Origin of the sequence: Cyanobacterium sp. T60_A2020_053, assembly GCA_015272165.1 — a bacterium.
Taxonomy (GTDB): Bacteria; Cyanobacteriota; Cyanobacteriia; order Cyanobacteriales; family Cyanobacteriaceae; genus Cyanobacterium.
Window position 1 is genome coordinate 1 of sequence record JACYMF010000023.1, and the last position, 18,853, is coordinate 18,853.

General features: G+C 35.1%; 22 protein-coding genes. 11 read left to right on the plus strand and 11 right to left on the minus strand.

Translation table 11 applies throughout. The annotated features are described in order from the left end of the window. Positions 1-121: 121 nt before the first annotated feature. Entirely contained in the window at positions 122-3,259 is a 3,138-nt protein-coding gene (locus tag IGQ45_03635) for an efflux RND transporter permease subunit (protein ID MBF2056318.1), read from the minus strand. A gap of 305 nt (positions 3,260-3,564) precedes the next feature. Next, positions 3,565-3,924 (minus strand): hypothetical protein, encoded by a 360-nt coding sequence (locus IGQ45_03640; protein ID MBF2056319.1) that lies wholly within the window; start codon positions 3,922-3,924, stop codon positions 3,565-3,567. Between the two features lie 259 nt (positions 3,925-4,183). On the opposite strand from IGQ45_03640, the gene IGQ45_03645 reads away from it, so the two are divergent. The 3 genes from IGQ45_03645 to IGQ45_03655 all read left to right on the plus strand — a co-directional run bounded on the left by IGQ45_03645 (position 4,184) and on the right by IGQ45_03655 (position 5,993). Continuing rightward, entirely contained in the window at positions 4,184-4,642 is a 459-nt protein-coding gene (locus tag IGQ45_03645) for a hypothetical protein (GenBank protein MBF2056320.1), read from the plus strand. 82 nt (positions 4,643-4,724) lie between these two features. Then, positions 4,725-5,342 (plus strand): cupin, encoded by a 618-nt coding sequence (locus IGQ45_03650; protein MBF2056321.1) that lies wholly within the window; start codon positions 4,725-4,727, stop codon positions 5,340-5,342. Between the two features lie 150 nt (positions 5,343-5,492). Beyond that, on the plus strand, positions 5,493-5,993 hold the full coding sequence (locus tag IGQ45_03655) for a DUF427 domain-containing protein (protein MBF2056322.1): 501 nt from the start codon (positions 5,493-5,495) through the stop codon (positions 5,991-5,993). Position 5,994: 1 nt separating this feature from the next. Here IGQ45_03655 and IGQ45_03660 read toward each other — a convergent pair whose 3' ends face one another. Beyond that, positions 5,995-6,234: a type II toxin-antitoxin system HicA family toxin gene (locus IGQ45_03660; GenBank protein ID MBF2056323.1), complete on the minus strand. Its 240-nt coding sequence runs from the start codon at positions 6,232-6,234 to the stop codon at positions 5,995-5,997. Beyond that, complete coding sequence (locus IGQ45_03665; GenBank protein MBF2056324.1) at positions 6,231-6,443, minus strand: 2-phospho-L-lactate guanylyltransferase; 213 nt, start codon at positions 6,441-6,443, stop codon at positions 6,231-6,233. Before IGQ45_03665 ends, IGQ45_03660 begins: the two co-directional genes overlap by 4 nt. Positions 6,444-6,540: 97 nt before the next feature. Between IGQ45_03665 and IGQ45_03670 the strand changes: the two genes are divergently transcribed. After that, the gene (locus IGQ45_03670; protein MBF2056325.1) at positions 6,541-7,077 is read left to right on the plus strand and encodes a TolB family protein; all 537 of its coding nucleotides are present in this window, start codon (positions 6,541-6,543) and stop codon (positions 7,075-7,077) included. Between the two features lie 454 nt (positions 7,078-7,531). Here IGQ45_03670 and IGQ45_03675 read toward each other — a convergent pair whose 3' ends face one another. Beyond that, positions 7,532-8,839: an O-antigen ligase family protein gene (locus tag IGQ45_03675; GenBank protein ID MBF2056326.1), complete on the minus strand. Its 1,308-nt coding sequence runs from the start codon at positions 8,837-8,839 to the stop codon at positions 7,532-7,534. A 64-nt stretch (positions 8,840-8,903) separates the two neighbouring features. Beyond that, the gene (gene hemB, locus IGQ45_03680) at positions 8,904-9,890 is read right to left on the minus strand and encodes a porphobilinogen synthase (GenBank protein ID MBF2056327.1); all 987 of its coding nucleotides are present in this window, start codon (positions 9,888-9,890) and stop codon (positions 8,904-8,906) included. Positions 9,891-10,112: 222 nt separating this feature from the next. Between hemB and IGQ45_03685 the strand changes: the two genes are divergently transcribed. Beyond that, positions 10,113-11,393, plus strand: a complete 1,281-nt coding sequence (locus IGQ45_03685) for a glycosyltransferase family 4 protein (GenBank protein ID MBF2056328.1) — start codon at positions 10,113-10,115, stop codon at positions 11,391-11,393. Position 11,394: 1 nt separating this feature from the next. On the opposite strand, the gene IGQ45_03690 is transcribed toward IGQ45_03685, so the two are convergent. Then, positions 11,395-11,817: a hypothetical protein gene (locus IGQ45_03690; protein ID MBF2056329.1), complete on the minus strand. Its 423-nt coding sequence runs from the start codon at positions 11,815-11,817 to the stop codon at positions 11,395-11,397. A 209-nt stretch (positions 11,818-12,026) separates the two neighbouring features. Then, on the minus strand, positions 12,027-12,461 hold the full coding sequence (locus IGQ45_03695; GenBank protein MBF2056330.1) for a peroxiredoxin: 435 nt from the start codon (positions 12,459-12,461) through the stop codon (positions 12,027-12,029). Positions 12,462-12,514: 53 nt separating this feature from the next. On the opposite strand from IGQ45_03695, the gene IGQ45_03700 reads away from it, so the two are divergent. From IGQ45_03700 to IGQ45_03715, 4 genes are all read left to right on the plus strand, one after another. Beyond that, positions 12,515-13,219: a hypothetical protein gene (locus IGQ45_03700; GenBank protein MBF2056331.1), complete on the plus strand. Its 705-nt coding sequence runs from the start codon at positions 12,515-12,517 to the stop codon at positions 13,217-13,219. Between the two features lie 230 nt (positions 13,220-13,449). Beyond that, positions 13,450-13,941 carry a hypothetical protein gene (locus tag IGQ45_03705; protein ID MBF2056332.1) on the plus strand — a complete coding sequence of 164 codons (492 nt, stop codon included), beginning with the start codon at positions 13,450-13,452 and terminating at the stop codon, positions 13,939-13,941. 20 nt (positions 13,942-13,961) lie between these two features. After that, positions 13,962-14,990 carry a polysaccharide pyruvyl transferase CsaB gene (csaB, locus tag IGQ45_03710; GenBank protein MBF2056333.1) on the plus strand — a complete coding sequence of 343 codons (1,029 nt, stop codon included), beginning with the start codon at positions 13,962-13,964 and terminating at the stop codon, positions 14,988-14,990. Between the two features lie 69 nt (positions 14,991-15,059). Next, the gene (locus IGQ45_03715; GenBank protein ID MBF2056334.1) at positions 15,060-15,446 is read left to right on the plus strand and encodes a RidA family protein; all 387 of its coding nucleotides are present in this window, start codon (positions 15,060-15,062) and stop codon (positions 15,444-15,446) included. 214 nt (positions 15,447-15,660) lie between these two features. Here IGQ45_03715 and IGQ45_03720 read toward each other — a convergent pair whose 3' ends face one another. The 3 genes from IGQ45_03720 to IGQ45_03730 all read right to left on the minus strand — a co-directional run bounded on the left by IGQ45_03720 (position 15,661) and on the right by IGQ45_03730 (position 17,817). Further along, entirely contained in the window at positions 15,661-16,107 is a 447-nt protein-coding gene (locus tag IGQ45_03720; GenBank protein MBF2056335.1) for a DUF29 domain-containing protein, read from the minus strand. Positions 16,108-16,208: 101 nt separating this feature from the next. Next, complete coding sequence (locus IGQ45_03725; GenBank protein ID MBF2056336.1) at positions 16,209-16,808, minus strand: superoxide dismutase; 600 nt, start codon at positions 16,806-16,808, stop codon at positions 16,209-16,211. Positions 16,809-17,028: 220 nt separating this feature from the next. After that, entirely contained in the window at positions 17,029-17,817 is a 789-nt protein-coding gene (locus IGQ45_03730; protein MBF2056337.1) for a hypothetical protein, read from the minus strand. A 53-nt stretch (positions 17,818-17,870) separates the two neighbouring features. Here IGQ45_03730 and IGQ45_03735 point away from each other — a divergent pair, with 53 nt between their 5' ends. Together IGQ45_03735 and IGQ45_03740 are read left to right on the plus strand one after the other, a co-directional pair. Further along, entirely contained in the window at positions 17,871-18,203 is a 333-nt protein-coding gene (locus IGQ45_03735; GenBank protein ID MBF2056338.1) for a hypothetical protein, read from the plus strand. Between the two features lie 67 nt (positions 18,204-18,270). Then, positions 18,271-18,729 (plus strand): hypothetical protein, encoded by a 459-nt coding sequence (locus IGQ45_03740; GenBank protein MBF2056339.1) that lies wholly within the window; start codon positions 18,271-18,273, stop codon positions 18,727-18,729. The last annotated feature ends 124 nt before the right edge of the window (positions 18,730-18,853 follow it).

The window sequence follows — 18,853 nt, forward strand, 5'->3', positions numbered from 1 at the left end:
CGCCCCTTTATAAGCCCCGTCTCCCGTTGATTTGAAGTGTCTTTTTTTTGTTGTCAAATTCAACGGGAGTCCTCTTTTGACATTTTTAAGATAGCATAATTTAATCATCTCACGACAAAATTTAAACGATTTCTCTGGTAGCATTTTTGTTACCAGAAAATACTTTTTCCGTAACAATTTTGATGACGATATAAAGAATAGGTACAACAAATAAACTGAGGAAAGTAGCGATCAACATTCCGCCAAATACTGCTGTACCAAGGGATTGACGGCTTGTAGCGCCCGCCCCCGTAGCAATCATCAAAGGAAAAATACCGAGAAGGGTAGAAAAACCAGTCATCAAAATTGGTCTTAATCTGTCTTTAGATGCTTCCAGCGCTGCTTTGACGATGGGTAAACCTTCCCCCCGTAATTGGTTGGCAAATTCCACGATTAAAATAGAGTTTTTACTAGCTAAACCGATCAGCATTACCAAACCGATTTGACAATAAATATCATTACTAAAACCTCGCAGGGATTGAGCCATCAGCGCCCCCAAAATTGCCAAAGGCACTGCCAAAAGAATAATCAGAGGATCGACATAATTCTCATATAACGCCGAAAGTACCAAAAATACAAATAGTAAACCTAAACCGAAGATGATGGGCGCTTGACCTCCCGAAACGATTTCCTCTAAGGAAGTTCCCGACCATTCATAGGTAAATCCGGGCGGTAAAACTTGTTGGGCAACACCCTGCATCGCTTGGAGGGCTTCCCCTGAACCTTGTCCGGGGGGCGCTGAACCGCTTACCTCAATAGACCTAAATAAGTTATAGTGATTGATAACTTGAGCCGTTACCCCTCGCTCCACCGTAACCAGATTTGATAAAGGAATCATCACTCCGTTATCAGAGCGCACAAAAAACGAGCCGAGATCATCGGGCGCTGATCTAAACTGGTTATCAGCTTGTAAATACACTCGATAGGTGCGCTGTTGCAAGGTAAAATCATTAACATAACTCGAACCCAGCGCCGTTTGTAAGGTACTAAATACATTTTGGATATTTACCCCTAGCGCCTGTGCCTTTTGCCGATCTACCTCCACTACCAATTCAGGAGTATTGGCACTAAAAGTGCTGAAAACTCGTGATAAATTCGGGTTTTGGTTAGCGGCACCTAATAATTCCCCTAATGTACCCACTAAACTATCTAAATCACCACCGCTACGGGTATCTTGTAATTGGAAAGTAAAACCGCCAAAACTGCCTAAACCTCGAATAGTTGGGGGATTAATGGGAATAATTTGAGCTTCAGGAATCATGGCAAACTTACCCCACATTCTACCAATTATCGCTGGGGCTGATTGATTCGGTGAAGGGCGCTCTGCCCAAGGAATCAAAGGGCTAAAAATAACCCCTGAGTTGGCACTATTACCACCAAAAGCGAAACCCCCCACGGCAAAAGTTCCCTTCACTTCAGGCTCTTCTAAAATAGCCGCCTCAACTTTTTTCATCACCTCGCTAGTATATTGCAAGGATACCCCTTGAGGCGCTTGAACAATAGTGATAAAATAACCTTGGTCTTCTTCTGGTAAAAAGGCTTGAGGTACATTCAAATATAACCATGCCGTAGAAGCGAGTAATAAGATGAAAACACCTACCACAGCGCCCCTCGCCCTCGATAAAGCGCGCAGACTACCATCATAAGACCTCTGTACCCTAGCCAAACCAGCGTTAAAAATATCGCAAGGTTTTTGTAACCAAGGCGGTAAATCATCATTAGGGGTTAACAATAACGCACAGAGAGAAGGAGTGAGAGTTAGAGCAAGAAAAGTAGAGAAAACGATGGAAAAAGCGATGGTTAAAGCAAATTGACGATATAAAGCGCCCGTAGTGCCGGGGAAAAAAGCAACAGGCACAAATACCGCCATCAACACCAAAGAAGTAGCAATTACTGCCCCACTTAACTCCTTCATTGCCACCTGAGAAGCCTGTAACGGTGACATTCCCTTTTCGTGGATATAACGACTAATTTGCTCCACCACCACAATAGCATCATCCACCACCACCCCTGTGGCAAGGGTTAAACCAAACAAGGTTAAGCTGTTGATGGAAAAATTAAACAGATTAATAAAAGCAAAAGTACCAATTAATGCCAGAGGAATGGTTAAAGTGGGAATTAAAGTAGTACGCCAGTTCTGTAAAAATACTAAAATTACCAAAATAACTAAACCTACCGCTAAAAAGAGGGTTTTTATCACTCCGCGCAAAGATTCTTCTACATATAAAGTAGTATCAAATGCCACCTCATAACGCATTTCTGGGGGGAAGTTTGCCTCAAGGCGTTTGATCTCATTTTTGACGTTTTCAGCCACTTCTAAGGCATTAGAACCAGTTAGCTGATAGATTCCCAAGCCTACTGCATCCCGTTGGCGATAGCGCAAAAAGGAGCTATAATCCTGCGCTCCTAGTTCCACCCTACCAATATCTTTAAACCTAACTAGAAAGCCATTGGCATCGGTTTTGAGCAGTAAATTTTCAAATTCTTCTGGGGTGGTAAACTGACTAACTGCCCTCACATCAAGCTGAAACTCTTGTCCGGAGGGCGCTGGTTCAGCCCCAATTTTACCTGCCCCAATTTGGATATTTTGCGCCCTAATGGCATTAGTCACATCAGCGGTGGTTAAACCTCGACTAGCTAATTTATTAGGATCGATCCATAACCGCATGGCGTAACGGCGCTCTCCAAAAATTCTCACATCTGCCACGCCATCGATACGCCTGAGAGGATCGACAAGGAAACGCTCGGCATAATTACTTAAAAACAAGTTATCGTATTGATCATTATCGCTATATAAACCAATACCCATCAAGATATTATTGGATTGTTTAGTCACCGTAACTCCGTTTCTCTGCACATCTTCAGGTAATTGCGGTAAAGCCCTAGCTACCCTATTTTGCACGTCAACGGCTGCTAAATCTTGATTTGTACCAGCTTCAAAAGTAGCGGTAATATTACTTGTGCCACTGTTACTACTACTAGAACTAAGATACCTTAAACCGGGTGTACCATTAATTTGTCGTTCTAAGACATTGGTAACGGCATTTTCGATAACTTCAGCACTAGCACCATTATAATTAGCGTTAATTTGTACTTGTATGGGGCTAATTTCGGGAAATTGTGCCACTGGTAAGTTGACTAAACTGATGCTACCTATCAGTAAAATAATCAGCCCACATACCGTGGAAAATACGGGACGTTTAATGAAAAAGTTAACCATAATAGTTTCGTTATGGGAATATGAAGGGAAAAATCACGATTAACTCTTAATTCTATATGATCAATCTCAAAATGGGGACATTTGATAAGATGTCCATAGAGTTGTTGCGGAATAAAGAAAAAAACACCTAAAAACTTTACTGAGTATAGGTTTTAGCACTCTAAAGTTTAAAATCGCTGTAACTATTACATAGCAATATTTTTAAGCATTTTAAGGCATTATTTCACAACAAGTCTAATTTTCTAGAAAAAAATCAGCGTCTCAGATTTGATTTACACTAAATAGATTATCTTGAGGAAGAATTGCTAAAGATTTTGACTGGCGCAAGGGTTTTGACTAGCACAGGGATTTTTACCAGCACAGGGATTTTTACCAGCGCAAGGGTTTTTACCAGCACAGGGATTTTTACCAGCACAGGGATTTTTACCAGCGCAAGGGTTTTTACCAGCACAGGGATTTTTACCAGCGCAAGGGTTTTGACTGGCACAGGGATTTTGACTGGCACAAGGGTTTTGACTGGCGCAGGGATTTTTTTCAGTTAATTCAACTCCTTGAGTCACTCCCATAACTTCTTCAGCCTTTACAGTTACAGAAGAAAAAGGTATTAAACCAGTGGTAATAATTGAAACCGCAGATAGAAAGGCAAAATATTTAACTCTATTCATAATCAATAACCTAATAAAAAACTCCATCAACTTTTAGTGTGAGTGATTAGACTGAGAAGAACATTAAAAAATCATAATAGATATAAATAAGTATCCTGAAGATAATTTTTATTTTTATATCAGTTGACTATGTTAAAAATAACTTCTTTATGAGAGAGTTATCATCTTAATTAACTCTAATTTAAGAAAAATTTTTTACACTAAGGATTAGACAAAAACAAAATAACTGAGGACGGTAATAATGAATAAAAAACTTATAATCTTATTTGCAATTTCTATTATTTTTGTAAGCATCAATAATATATTTTCTTTTTTCAATTTTTTATCACCAGCACAAGCCCAATCAGTGATAAATTTAACGCAAACCGGTTGTCAATTCATTGAAACAGAAGCTAAAAATTATGGTTATCAACCACAAAAAGCGGTTGATTGCCGTCAAATCAATCAAGATTCTCTTGCTGTCAGAGAAAAAGGTTTCAAACCAATAAATCTTAAAGCTGGTAAATATGTTTTCAAAGTTACCAATCAAAATGTTCCCTATGAATTAGGATTTTATCTCAGAGGGCAAGGGTTGAGTCAAGCAGTTTTACCAAGAGTATCGGGGGGAGGTTTAACGACTGGAAAAACTATTGAATATATCGCTGATTTAAAGAAAGGTAAATATTGGATTAGTTGTCCATTAAATCCTACTCCTGACTATCCACTTATTGTTAATTAATAATTTTATTGAAAGTGCTGTAAATTATAACTAAATTTAGTAAGAGATTCAAATCTCTTACTTTTTACTTTATCTTTTTTATATGAAAAACACCACAATTTATCAAAATAATGACTATTTAGTTAATAGTCAAGGAATGCTCATTGATTATAAATATGATGATTTTGTTTCAGTGATTAAACCTTATCGTTTATATCGTTTTTTGACTGATTTAGAAGATGTTATTAAGACAGAAGTTAATCAAGAAGAAATTATTAAATTATTAATTCCTAAAGTTAGAACTTTATTAATAGAATCAGAGTGGTTACAATTTGCTTATACCCCCGCCCATAATCAATTAGGATGGTCGGTAAATACTCTTTATGAAGAGCCTGACTATCCTATTACTATACAAATGGTGACATGGCTTCCTCAACAAAAATCCCCGATTCATAATCATGCTACATGGGGCATTGTGGCAATTATTTCGGGCGCTGAAAAAAATACTTTTTGGCATGAATCAAATGAAGAAAGTTCCCTTGATTATATGGGAGAAAAAATATTATTAGCTGGAGATATTCTTGGTTTTACGGATCAAATGATTCATCAGGTTGAAGTAATAGAAGATGAGCCGGTGATTAGTTTTAATGTTTATGGTATCACTAATTTTTCTCAACGTTTTGAGTTTGATTTAATCAATAAAACTAAGAAGCTTTTTTAAAAGTGTTACATCCCTCTAAATTCTCTTTTTACAAGAGGGTAGGGAAACAATATCATGACTTTTCAAACAGGTTATAAGATTGACTATTCGTTATAGTTTATAATAATAATCTGTTCATTAATTTTCTCTTCTTTTCGTTGTCCTGAAATTATGTTTAATTCTATTGATAAAGTAATTCCAGCGCCCTCCCAAGAGTCAGTATGGGATTATCCGCGTCCTCCCAAGTTAGAGCCTGTCAGTGCCAAAATAGAAGTTATTTATGATGATGTAATTATTGCCGATACCAGTGGCGGTTATCGGGTATTGGAAACTAGCCATCCCCCCGTGTACTATTTGCCCCCCGATGATATTAACATGGAGTTATTGCGGAGGGCGCCGGGTCAATCTTTTTGCGAGTGGAAAGGAGTTGCCCATTATTATGATGTAGTAGTGAAAGATGCAACTTTTAATAAAGTGGGGTGGTATTATCCCCAACCAACGGCAAAATTTGAGGAGATAGCTAATTATGTGGCATTTTATGCAGCGCCCTTCACCGGTTGCTATGTGAATGGGGAAAAAGTCACACCACAACCGGGCAATTTTTATGGCGGTTGGATTACTTCTAATATAGTTGGTCCTTTTAAAGGTGAGCCGGGTAGCTGGGGATGGTAAGCTACAAAGTATTTAATATATCTTGTTTACTAACTTTCTTATGACGCGCCACAGCGCTAATAATAGAATTTAAAGTGCCAACTCTGACGGGATTATGATTAGGGATACAAAGACGATGATGACTCGGCAGACTTGTTTCTAAAATAATATGACTACCTTTTTGATGAATCAAGTGATAACCCCAGTATTTTATCAAAATTTTAACTAATTCGTCGCCTTGTATATTTCTAGGTATTTTCATTGAATTACTAAAGTCTCGTCTTTCACTAAATGTAATTTCACAGTAGGAATAGATGGTTGATCAAAATAAAAACTTTTCACTGCTTCGGTGACATTTACTTTTAATTCTTCCCATGTCTCCCCCCCCGTAAAAATATCCTCGCTTAAACATTCTGCACAAAAACCGCCATCTTCTTCTTGAGTTACTTCAAAGATAATATTATTGGTCATTATTATTTCATTACTTCAAACATTTATAGTTTTGATCATACTATAATCAACTAATCAAAATTTCCTAATAAGAATAAACATTTTGATTTAATTACTAATGAATCATCGGTTAAAAATAATCTCCCTAACTCTTTTGATAGCCTCTTTAATCGGGGGGTGTGGTGGTAATGATTTTGGTATTACTTCCACCGCCCTCAATAGTCGTTATAGTGATGAAAAGCCATCCATTAGCGGTGATGGGCGCTGGTTAGCGATGGTATCTAATCGTTTTGGGCGACAAGAAATTTTATTATTTGATTTACAACAACAGTCTTTTGTGGATTTACCCGGTTTGAATCGGGAGGGCGCTATTACAGATAGCCCTAGTTTGAGTCGCACCGGGCGCTATTTAGCCTATGTTTCCAGCATTCAAGGCAGACCTGATATTTTTTTGTACGATCGCGCCACCCGACAAACTAAACTATTAACTCAAGGTTATCGTAGTTGGTTGCGCAATCCTCGTATTAGCCCCGACGGGCGCTATGTTGTCTTTGAAACCGCTAGGCGAGGACAATGGGATATTGAAGTGATGGATTTAGGTATTAATATTGAATTGGATCAATCTAACGGTTTTATTCCAGAAGATGTGCCATAAGGAGAAGGAGAAGCAGAGGATGCAAGGGAGAAAGGGGAGATTTTTTCTATTAATTGATTTGTTAATAGTTAAAAACTTCTTATACTGGTATCTTGAGCTTACACATTTATTCAATGGCATTGTCTCACGGGGGAATTGAGGAGACAATGGGGAAATAAGCGGTTAAATATTAAATAGCATTAGAGGCATTTCCCACGGCGGTATCTTTTAGTTTTTTCGGCGTTGCTGAATTGTGGCATGAAACATTAATGAATTATAGCAAATATATAATACTCAAAATATTATTACTAATCCCTATTCCCTACCCCAAGCAAAAACATATTTAAAATCAGCAACGGCTTTTTTTCCAGTGCCTGAGACATAATACTGAAGTATTTTTATCTTACAAAGAGAGTTTAGGCTTTATTTTGGCTTAGTTTTTGTTTAAGTAGGGGTTGCAGAAAAAGTGTTGTCGTTAGGGGAATGGGGAGTGGGAAGTGGGAAGGCACTTATCAATTAAAGACTTTTGGCTAACTCCAGCAATACTAGCTAAAATAATCCATCCCAAAATATTCAGTCGGAGATCAAAAATACTCAAGTCAGCAAGGTTAAAAAAGATAAAATTAGCAAAGGCGATTAAATAACTAAAGATAATTAAAGACTCGTTGCTTTGCCATTTTTGAGTTAAAAAAACCAGCGCCCCTCGCCGTAAAATAACTCCTACAAATATGCACGTTAAAAGTAGGCTAATTAAACCAGTTTCCGCACCTAACATTAAAAATAAACTATGAGGATGACCCATCCTAAAACCAGTTGTTTGCTCATATAAGTAATCAAAATTGCGTAATCCTACACCCATCACCGGATTATCTCTAATTAAATCGAGACAAAATTGCCATTGACTAATTCTTAGGGTAGGGGTAGGGCGCTGAGGAAACATTTGATCAGAAAATCTCAACCAAATAAAGCTAGGTACCACTTGACGGAAAAAATATTGACCGGGCAAATTACCAAAAGAAGCCCAACTAATGGCAGTAATTATCACAGTTAAAAAACTTAAAATTTTATACCAGCGCCCGTAAACAGCATAGGCAATAAAAGTTAAAAAAGCCATCACCCAAGCACTACGAGAATTTGTCAAAAATATACCTATTAAAGTGAAAAAGATATTTAAAATTAGGAAGTAATTATTTTTTTTGCGACTAATTTTAAAAAAAATTAATTCACTATTTATTAGTAATAAACATAAACTAAAATTAAAAGTGATAACTAAAAATAATCCTAAAATATTAGCATGATAAAAAATTGAGGACATTCGCCCTTCCGGATTACCAAAGGGAATAACATCCCATCCAAATAAAAGACTTAACCAATTAGGCCAATCTAAATTAAAATATAACTGTAAAAGACCAATAATTACTATAATTGAAGCACTTAAAGAAAGTAAAAAAATTAGCTTGTATAAATATTTAATTTTAGTAATAATAGTTTGAAAACAAAGAAATAATAAGAAAAATGGTAGAAAATTGGGTAAACCGAACCAAGCATCAATAGTATTTTTTGCCAAACAAGATGAAATAACAAAGGAAACAGTAATCGTGATTAAAATTTTGCTGTAAAAGGAATCAAATAAAGATTTATTACGACAAGTATCTGTAATAATTCCTAAAATCAAAACACAGCTAATAACCGGCAGTAAACAAAGAGTATCAACAGCGTAATTTACCTTTTCAATATGGGATGAAGGGCGCCCTCCACCCCATTTTTTTAAATTAGGAAACATTTTGAAGAAAAAGCGTAGGGGTTGAACATTGTTCAACCCATTATCAATTATCCATTGTCAATTATCAATTAGCCAAAAGAGAAGCAACCTGTTTAGCAAAATAAGTCAAAATCAAATCAGCGCCCGCCCTTTTCATACTGGTGAGGGTTTCAAGGACAATTTTATCCTCATCAATCCAACCGTTAGCCGCCGCAGCCTTAATCATGGCATACTCCCCACTGACGTTATAAGCTACCACAGGAATTTCTGTATATTCCCTGACACGGCGCACGATGTCGAGGTAAGCCAAAGCCGGTTTAATCATTACCATATCAGCGCCCTCCTCAATATCCAAAGCTACCTCAGTGATAGCCTCCCGACTGTTAGCCAAATCCATTTGATAGGTTTTTTTATCGCCAAATTTCGGCGCTGAATCCAAGGCATCCCGAAATGGTCCATAATAGGCGGAAGCATATTTAGCAGAATAAGCAATAATACCTACGTCAGTGAACCCAGCTTGATCCAAACCATCACGAATCGCACCGATTCTACCATCCATCATGTCGGAGGGCGCTACAAAATCCGCCCCAGCTTCTGCTTGGGAAACCGCCATTTTGACCAAAACTTCCACAGTTTCATCATTGAGAATTACCCCATCTTCCACAATACCATCATGACCAAAAGGGGAAAAAGGATCAAGCGCCACATCGGTAATCACCACTAACTCAGGTAACGCTTTTTTAATAGCTTTGATCGTGCGCTGCACCAAACCATCAGGATTGTAGCTTTCTGTACCTTCATTATCTTTCTTATCTTCACTGATGAGGGGAAAAAGTGCAATGGCTTTAATGCCTAAAGAGTAAACTTCCTCTAACTCTTTTAATAATAAATCGAGACTGAAACGAAAAGCATCAGGCATCGATACTATTTCTTGCTTAATATTTTCCCCCTCCGTAACAAAAACAGGGTAAATTAAATCATTAACAGTTAACACAGTTTCTTGTACCAGCGCCCGTATTCCTGCGGTGCGACGTAAACGGCGAGGGCGATAGGTTAAAGAATAAACAGCCATAGTTTAAAATATTTTTTATCCAATAATAACTATGGCATTCTACCTTAAAAAAGTAAAAAGATAAAGGAAAAATAGCAAAAGTTTACACTATTTAATCAAATTCTATTTAATAAAAAAATAGGAAAGCTAAAGTTGATAAACTCATGGTATATTAATGTAAATTTTCAGATTAAAGTTAATTTTTAACAAAGTAAATCCTTAATCATTGGTGAAAAATTTACCATGACTTTAAATAAAACCATTGTTTTTTGTGCTTCAGATTTAGAAGAAGAATTTTATCGAGGTATTGGCTTTTATGCTCAATCTGTCATCAGAGCGACTAAAAATTTAGGTTATAACAATTATCTTTTAACCAGTGCTAAAAAAGAAAAAATTATCCCTTTACAACAGTTAGAAATTCTCCGTAATATTGATAAGCCTATTAATCCTAGTCAAAAAAAAATTATTTTACATTATCTTTACGGATTACTAGGAAAATATAAATTTAAGCATATTTCTCAAGTTGAACCTAGTTATTATGAAACCATTAGTAAATTAAATTATTTAGTCAATATTGATGGTTATATTAATAAAACTTCTCTGTACAAAACTATTAATTTACATTCTATTTTATTTGATTTTCCCCTGACCATTGACACAAAAAAAGCTGATATTTTATTTTGTAGCGCCCCCAGCGCCGTCAGAAATAATTATCGTGGTGGTTTAACAGTGCAAACTATCCATGATATTATCCCCCTTGTCACCTTATATCATCCTCCTTCTGATAAATTTAATTCCTTATTTTATAAAAATATAACCACCAGTTTAAAATACGCTGATATAGTATTAACTATCTCTGAATTTTCTCGCCAAGAAGTTTTAAGAATTTTTCCAAAATTTGCTGATAAATTAAAAGTAATTTATCAACCCATTCCTATCGCAGAAAATGAGTTAAAATTAGCTGAAAGTGATTTATTAAATCGATCCACTTTAAATAAATTTGGCTTAAGAAAAGAACGTTATTTATTGTATATAGGAGCATTAGAAAAACGCAAAAATATTGACCGTTTAATTGAGGCATACTTAGCAGTTAAAAATAAAATAAAAATGCCTTTATTATTAGTTGGTTCATTAGGTTATGGCTCAGAAATATTCACTGGTAAAATGCAAAGTGAGGGCATTAGGTATTTAGGTTATGTTAGTAATTTAGATAAATTAATTTTACTTAAAAATGCTAATTGTTTTGTCTTTCCATCCTTATATGAAGGGTTTGGTTTACCCCCCCTAGAAGCTATGACCATGGGATGCCCTGTTATTACCTCTAATATCTCAGCTATTCCAGAAGCTTGTGGTAATGCACCTTTATATATTAATCCTAATAGTATAGAAGATATGGCGGAAAGAATCCTCGAAATTCATGATAACTACTCTCTTAGAAAAGATATAATTAATAAGGGTTATCAGCAAGTTAAAAAATATAGTTTAGAAAATTATCAAAGAGACTTTTCAGAATTATTTAATTAGTCTAATTAACTTGGCAATAATTGTTAATTTCTTCAACTATTTGCACTTGTTTCGTACCCAAATCATTTAATTTAGTTTGAATACTCAAGGCTTTTTCTCTTTCTTTGCGGTGGAGGGCGCTGATAAATTCTTGAGTTAAAGTGCCGTATTCTTGATAAATTTGACTTAAATTACTGCTGTAATCTAATATTTTTGAATCTCGCCAATTTTCATTATTTATTTGCTCACTGGTAGTTAAAAATTGTTGTTGAAATAAATATATGATTTCTTGATCTTTTTCTAATAAATTTGGCATAGTTTGATTAGCTAATTCTGTACCAATACTTGCTAATTTTTCACATTCTCTTAAACGAGTTAAGTTACCACAACCAGATAAAAAAAATACTAAATTGATAATAAGAAAAAGTTTTTTTCGTCCTAACATTTATAAATCAAAAAAATAACATAAATTGATTACTGTCAAAGCTGTTAAAAGGTTAAATAACAATCAGTTTAACAAGGGGTTTAAACCCCTTATTGGCGATTTGTAGTAATGTGAAAAGGTAAAATAATAGATACTACTCTGAGAGGATAAATCCTATAACTGTCAATTATTCATTACCCTCATGACTCCACTTTTTGATCAAACTCTAATTAAGCAATGGTGGCTAAAATATCTTGAGCATGACTACTGGTGTTAACATTGGTATCAACATGGGTAATTACCCCTTCACCATTGATAATGTATGTGACACGCTTGGGATAACCACCGCCATCAACATCGTATGCTTTGGAGATACTTCTATCGGTGTCAGCTAAAAGTTGGAAAGGTAAACCATACTTTTCTTTAAAGGCTTGGTGAGATGCCTCATCATCATTACTCACTCCTAAAACTACCATTTCTTTATCTTGATATTCTTGGTATTTATCCCGAAAACCCTGCGCTTCTTTGGTACAACCGGGGGTATCATCTTTAGGATAGAAATATAAAATCACAATTTTACCAGCAAAATCACCTAAAGAAACGGTATTGCCTTGATCATCTTTGGTAGTGAATGCTGGTGCTTGAGTGCCTACGGTAAGTGCCATAATGGTTTTTAATTGAGTTATCATTATCAAAACGTTACATTTATTAACATAACATGAAAATACCTCTGCCGAAAAGTTTTGCCCCTCGGCAACCAACCATTATTCATGATTTGCAGGAAGGGGCGCTATGTTTTACTTCTCCACAAATAAATCTTCAGATCATAAATCATCAAACTTTACAAGAAAAATTGATTATCCCTACTTATTGGAGTTTAGCAAAAAGTTCTATTCTAAAATCTACTTTACAACAATTGAACTATCAAGAAGGAGTTAAAGTTATTATTAGTAAATATCAATTGAAATTTATTATTAGTGATCAAAAAAAAAGCAGAGAAATAATATATATAATCGATAATTTATTTCAGGCATTTAATATTAATCAAATTGCTTTAGTAACATTAGGTCTAAGAAGATTAATTTCTCTTTCTAATGATTTCAATAAAGGAACAGAATTTATTTCTCAATACTTAAACACTCCTAAAATTTATAAAATAAATGATCATAATCCTACTCAGATTAAATTAAATTTTGATTATGACTTACAACCTTATCCTTTAAAGATTTCGGTGGGTAATGTAAAAATAAAAAATATTCATAAAAAAGTACAATCTGCTATTTTATTTCAAGGTATTTTTTATCAAAAATTTAATCATCATTATTTTCCGAATAGTTTAAGTAAAAGTCAAGAAATAGTTAAAAACTATCCAGAAATATTTGTTAAATTTAATAATTTAGTGGAGCAAATTTTTTTGAATTGATGCTCAGAATAATGGCATTACCCTACAAGATAATAAATTATACTGGTAGTTAAATCAATTCATCACAATAAACTATTGGCATTTTAAATTTCTTAGTTATTGTTCATTACTTCAAATTAACTAGCTTTTTGAGCATGAGAAATACTATATCAAACTTTGACAAGTGGTAAAACTAGATTTTATCGTGATTATTAGAAATAATAGAAAGAGTAAACTTGATCAATAGCAAAATGAAAATTAAATCTATTTACTCTTTGTCATTAGTAATCATTAATTCTTCTTTGTTAGTTTCTTTTCCTGTCAATGCTGATAATATTAAAACCAATAATTCCTTGATACTGACAGATGCTCAACATCATAACCATAATTCTACTCAACATCACCATCATAAAAAAATAGATGTGACTCAAAATGACAAAATTCCTCAAGTAAAATTAACAATCTCTCCCGATAAAATAAAAGGATGGAATTTACAAATTACTACAACTAACTTTAAGTTTGCCCCAGAAAATTTAGATAAAAATAGCAACCCTAATGAAGGTCATGGTCATTTATATATTAATGGCATAAAAGTTAGTAGAATATACAGTGATTGGTATTATCTTCCTGAGTTACCGTCAGGAAAAAATGAAATTAGAGTCACTTTAAACACTAATTTACACGAAGATTTAATTTATCAGGGTCAAATTATCGCTGATTCTGTTATGATTAGTAATCCTTAAATTATCAATCTTAAATCATGATGAGAAAAGCCATAATTTGTGGTTATTATGGGCGGGGAAATGCCGGAGATGAGGCTTTATTGTTGGCATTATTAGAAAGATTACCAGCGCCCCTCACCCCAATTATATTATCAGGAAATCCATCATTAACCACTAAAAATTATGGTGTAAAAAGTTATTCTCGTCAGCAAATTATTCAAGAAATTTGGCATGGTAAAAAGGATGATTATTTTATTTGGGGAGGCGGTAGTTTAATGCAAGATGCCACCAGTTGGCGCAGTCCAATTTTTTATGGTGGCTTGATGAAATTAGCTCAATTAAAAGGCTTAATTACCATTGCCTACGCGCAGGGAATTGGTCCTTTAAATAGTCCTTTTACCCGTTGGCTAACCAAAGATGTTTTAAGTAAATGTCATGGTGTAAGTGTGCGAGATCAAGCATCAGCAAGACTTTTGGAGCAATGGCACATACCACATTTTAGCGCCCCTGACCCCGTTTGGGCATTATCAGCTAAACTTAATAAATCTCTAAAATTACCATCATCTCCTCATATTGGCGTTAATTTAAGGTCTCATATTTCTTTAACTGAAACTAAATTAAATACGATTATTGACGCATTAATTACATTACAAAAAAACACTAATGCTAATATTATCTTAATTCCTTTTCAGCCTCAAAATGATCTTATACTGTGTCAAAAAGTAGCTGAAAAATTACAGGGAAAAAATGAAATTATTCAGTTAGATAACCCTCAAGAATTAAAAGGAATTTTCCGAGAAATAAAGATGTTAATTGGCATGAGATTACATAGTATTATTATGGGTGCTTCTGAAGGTTGTAATTGTTTTGCCTTGTCTTATGACCCCAAAGTATCTCAATTAATGACAGAATTACATATACCCGGCATAGAATTAACGGCCATGGGCGCTGATGCTCACACCTTAGCACAGCAATGGCTCAATCTTTACACTCAAGGGGAGGGGATGGGCGCGCAGAAAAGAGAAGAATTAAAAACTTCGGCGCTTCTTCACGAAAAATTATTTGACTAATATCAAGGAAAAAGTCCAGCGCCCTTAACCGTATAATATATTACTGTTACAATTTCAATCAGCTATATTATGACTCAAAAAACTATTATTAATACTACCTTAGCACCAGCGCCCGTTGGACCTTATAATCAAGCAGTAGTGGCGAAGGGCGCTATGGTATTTGTAGCTGGGCAAATTCCCTTAAATGCAGAGGGAAATTTAGTGGGAGGAGATGACATCAAAGCCCAAACTCATCAAGTTATCAAAAATATTCAAGCAATTTTAACTGAAGCAGGGACAAATTTAGACGCAGTGGTTAAAACCAGCGTATTTTTAAGCGATTTAACTAACTTTGCCCCGATGAATGAAGTATATGGCAAATATTTTAGTAATAATTCCCCGGCGCGCGCCTGTGTAGAAGTTTCTCGCTTACCCAAGGATGTTTTAGTGGAAATCGAATGTATCGCCGTTTTATAAAAAATAACTCTTCTTATTTTCTAGGATTATTTTATTCTAAAATTTTCAATTTAGACAAAAAAAGTAATCTCAATATCTTAGTTCAATTTATTGAACGTGATCCCGTTGGTTCCGTGTAATTCATTACACGGTGGGTAAATTGCGAAGATGGAGTCTTTCATAATTGGAAATGTTTAAAAAACTTATTTTTTTAATTCAATTAATTGAATGAGAGCTATAAAAAATCTTGGTCTAATATTTTTTCTAAACTGTAAGGACATTGTAGCGGAAAAGTATCTAAACCAGATTTTTTGAGCACATATTTGCGACAATAATCATAACAATCATCTAAATTATCTACTAAATAATTGTAAAGATTCTTGGTCATTCTTTTATTAAGTTGTCGGCGAAAACTTATTATTTCTAATTGCCAATGATGATGGTTTCTTTCATATTCATTATGCCAATAATCTAGCAAAAGTAAATGAATAATGACTTGTTCTAACAAACTTGCCATTGCCAATTTATCTCGCTTTGCCAAACTTTCTAACTCCTCAATTAAATTTTCTATATCTAACTCATTTAATCTATTCCCTTTTAGTAAATTAATAGTTTCTTCCAGCCACAAATGATCATCAATTTCATATAGTTTTTTTAAATTGACTTCTTTTGTTACTTTCATCATTAAAATATTTATGATTTTTCAACTTTGAGTATGATAAATGAAGAAATAGAGACGCAAAATTTTACGTCTCCACCAAAATTATTAGAAATGATTATTGATTAAGCATTAGCCAAATTTTGAGCCACAAAATCCCAGTTAACTAACTTACCTAAGAAATCATCGATATAGCTAGGACGTTTGTTTTGATAGTCTAAATAGTAAGCGTGTTCCCATACATCCATGGTTAATAAAGGAGTTTGCCCAGCAGTGAAAGGGTTATCAGCATTACCAGTTTTAGTTACTTTAAGAGTACCATTATCTAATACTAACCAAGCCCAACCACTACCGAATTGAGTAGCACCTGCATTGGTAAATTCTTCAACAAATTTATCAAAACTACCGAAATCTGCATCAATTTTAGCAGCTAATTCGCCGGTGGGGGTGCCACCACCATTAGGCTTCATACATTGCCAATAGAAGCTATGATTCCATGCTTGGGCAGCATTATTAAACACTCCTGCTTTGCTAGAATCTTTGGCAAGGGTTTTAATGGCTTCCTCAATGGAGAGAGAATCTAATTCTGTGCCTTTAACCGCATCATTAAATTTGCTAACGTAGGCGGCATGGTGCTTGTCGTGGTGAAATTCTAGGGTGCTTTTAGAAATACAGGGTTCTAAAGCTGTGTAATCGTAAGGTAAAGGAGCTAATTCGTAAGCCATGTTCTTAATTTGCCGTAGTTATTGTTCTTTCTTCATAAATCTTAACAGATTAGTTATAAATTGCTAAGATTCACTTTAACCCCAAATTATCATTAAAATTCAGTACTTGTCAATAGGGAAAACTACACCCTTGACAGCAGTTTTCATTCCCTTAAACCACACTTTAGATTATTAGAAAGATTCCCTTTGCGCCTTCGCGCCTTTGCGAGAGACAAAAAACTTAAAATTTTTCACCGACTCGTAAAGTTTGAAATTGATCTTGACGACGAATAACCACTTCATTTTTATTAATACTAACCACAATCCAGTTAGTGGCGGGGATAGGGGCGCCCTCCGCCACTCTTTCAGTCAGACTATTAATATTAAATAAAGCCAAATTATTTTGATCGGCTAATTGTATCACCCCAAGGAGGGTATTATTTTTAACGCCCGTGTCAGGGGTGGAAGTATTGGGGATATTGTTGGTATTTGGAGAAGGATTAGCATTTGGTAAAGTCGGTAAAGTATCCAATGAAGGGGGAAATTGACGAGCAATTTTAGCGGTTTGTGGTGGTGGTGGTGATGGTATTTTCTGCGCTATGGGCGGGGTGGAGGGCTCTGTTGAAGCGAGTTTTGCAGGGCTATTGCTATTAGCACTGACATTGATCAATGGTGGTGGTGGAAGTTCAATCCCTTTTGGCAAAGGTGGAGGTGTAGGGATAGGTAGAGGTGACACTTCTGGGGGAGAAGTGAGAGTAATTAATTCAGTTTGGGGAATATTTGGTAATGGTGGTATCTCTGAGGGTTGAGAGATGGTTTCTGGAGAAGACGTTTCAGAAATATTAGGGGTGGGTGATAAATTTTCAGCAGAGGTATTTTCAGAGAGATTAGCAGGAGTAGGAGATGAAATGACCTTTTGATTTTGTTTAAAAAGCCATGAACAAACTATGATGAGATAGGTGGTGGCGATTAAAAAGATAATTTTGTCGAGAGGGGGAGAATATTGTGGCTTGAATGGTAGTTTTTTCATTTTCCCAAGAATTTGCTCATCACCGTTAAATTATTAGCAATTTCATTTTAACCATGAATTACGATGATCAGAACGAAAACTATAATAAATTACAGTTATCCTTATATTTATTACCCGTATTAGGAACAATATTGGCTTTAATGGATGTGCTGATAGCATCAGCACAAAAAAATCACCAGCGCCCTTCGCCAAAACGAAAAACTATTAATTTATCATTAAAACTAGGATTAACTTGGATTATTATGTATAGTGGCTTATGGCTAGGAAGTAGCGTCGCTAATGATATATTTGCCCTAAGATTACTTTATCTCAATGGTTTGTTTACTACGGGATACTTTTTTGCCTGTGGTTATTTCTTGTGGCGCATTTGGCACAGGAAATTATGAGTTATGAATTATGAAATAATAATCTCCTTTGCCCCTTGCCCTTTTCACTTTGCCCTTTTTATTAATTATGCGTCAGCGCCCTTCTCCCCGACGAACAGAATTAGAGTTATTCCCTTTTCTCTCCGTTTTAGCTTGTACCATTGGTACATTAATATTATTAATTATTGTAATCAGCACGGAAACCCTAGAAAGTAGTTCACAAGTGACGATTGTCGCCGAAAATCAAGACGGACAAAATTTGAGCAAAACTCCCCGTTATATCGAATGTCGAGAAGATGGCGTGATTATATATCCCAGTGAAATATTTGTGAGCGAAAATGAATTAACCGGGCGCACTTCACCGTTAATCCAACTAATAGACGAAGTAGAAGAAAATAGAGATCAAGAATATGTCATCGTCATAGTTAGACCAAAAGGAATTGAAGTATTTTATCAAGTTCGAGATGTCATTGAAGAAAGAGATATTGACATCGGTTACGAGCCTATTGAAGAAGGTTTACAATTACAATTACAATCTGAACAGTAATGGACAATTGATAATTGATAATGAATCATATTTGATCAACAATTTATATTTAATAGACTTCTCCAACAATTAGGATTTTGGTACGGTGAAACAGGCATCTTGCCTGTTTTTTTTTTGAGAGTTA